Annotated in this window: 2 protein-coding genes; both read left to right on the forward strand. The window is 33.0% G+C overall.

Translation table 11 applies throughout. The features are described 5' to 3' along the window. Positions 1-185 precede the first annotated feature (185 nt). Positions 186-743 carry a hypothetical protein gene (locus OO013_RS20035; protein ID WP_266058911.1) on the forward strand — a complete coding sequence of 186 codons (558 nt, stop codon included), beginning with the start codon at positions 186-188 and terminating at the stop codon, positions 741-743. A gap of 179 nt (positions 744-922) precedes the next feature. After that, the gene (locus tag OO013_RS20040; protein WP_266058912.1) at positions 923-1,546 is read left to right on the forward strand and encodes a hypothetical protein; all 624 of its coding nucleotides are present in this window, start codon (positions 923-925) and stop codon (positions 1,544-1,546) included. Positions 1,547-1,779: the final 233 nt, after the last annotated feature.

Genomic DNA, 1,779 nt, shown 5'->3' on the forward strand with positions numbered 1-1,779 from the left:
CAGCTATTAAAAATTATGCTGAAAAAAGGTATTAACGATTACCAACAACACCTATGATCCACCGTTTTGTTTTTCAGATGGGGCTATTATCTTTGGGGATCAGCTATGCGTTTTTTAAGCAGCCGTAGGTTTCGGCGGACACATAGCCTTGACGTTGTGTGTAAGCCAAAATAACAGCAGACAAAATGAGAATATTTCCCTATAAAAATATTGAATTGCAAAGTCCCTTGACGAAGGGTGAAGTAATTGATAAATTATCGAGTTCTATCGCATATAAGGAAAGACTTAATTTATCTGGAATAAGACGCAATTCAAGTCTTGATTATGAGGGGTATATTTCGAATGATAAATTAATTTTCCGAAGAATATTAAAACAAGGAGCAAATTCATTTATTCCTCAAATAACAGGATTATTTTTAGAATCTAATAATGGTACAATTATACAATTAAGCGCTAGACTACATAGAATAATTCAAGGATTTATAATGGGCTTCAATTCTTTTTTATTATTGCTCTTTATTATTGCAATTATAAATATCAACACTTCAATAGAATATGATTTTTATATTTCATTTTTATCTCTGATAATTTTTATGCTAATCATTTCTAATGTTTTAACCAGAATAATTTTTAATTACGAATTATATAGGATGGAAAAAGATTTTATAAAAATATTAGAATGTACTAATAAGAGACCAAATAATGACAATAAAATAAATCAGATAATAGAAAATTATATTTAATGTTTTAAACTTAATGGCAATCACACAACAATTTGTATAAGTTATGCCGGCTGTAGTGCCAGGTCAAGCTCCGGATTCTCGTTGGATTTCATTGTCCTATCAGACGCGAAATCGGCACGAAAATCCGCCACAAACTCATACAAGTGACGTTATGGCCAATCCTCCCAGAATCAAGACTTATGAACTTTGAACTAGCAGACCAACTTACTGAACTTCTAAAGAAGAAGAAACTCGACAAAGCAATCGAAATTGCAGAAAGCAAATTAGCTAAGGTTCCAAAAACAGGTTTTCATCAAATTATAGGTAAGACCCTGACTCACCAGACATCTGAACTTGCAGAATTCATATCAAACTTTCATACGGAAACAACTAAAATCCTCAAGAAGAATCAAGGGCTTCTAAAGTCGATTTTCAACATGAACAACAATCTAACAGCGGAAGCATACTACTGTGAGATGAACGGATTTACGATCAACTGCGACCTGTGGTTTATTGATCTATTTTCATACGAAAAACTTGGAGGAGAAGATTGGGACTGGCTTGCAGATTTTTATGACTCCAGTTCAAACAGCTTAACAATTACAGGATTCGAAGAACTTCAAAAAGTATTTGAAGGTGTCCATGAGAATAACAAGCTTGAAGAACCAAATATCAATGAATCTTATGAAATCTGTGAACTATTGGTAATACTTCGACTGCAAGAACTGTTTAACGCAACCTACAAAACCATGGATTCTGACTGGTCAAAAATTCCAATGTTTGTAACCGCACATGATTATGACATGATATACCGGACTAACTAAAAGGCCATAACAGGCGCTAAAAATCCATAGGCTTATGAGCTACTTGCAAAGTGCATTAGAAACAGATACTTTTAAAGATATTAATAAAGGTCAAGCCTACGGATTTTAGCTTGGCGTTGTATGTCATTAAGTACAGCTAATGAAAACATTGATACTAATTTTATTTATCATTTTCCCTACAACCTTATCCAAAACAGAATTTGATAAGGTCGTACTATATGAAATAGAAATGG

It is taken from the genome of Mangrovivirga halotolerans (assembly GCF_026241165.1).
Lineage (GTDB): Bacteria > Bacteroidota > Bacteroidia > Cytophagales > Cyclobacteriaceae > Mangrovivirga > Mangrovivirga halotolerans.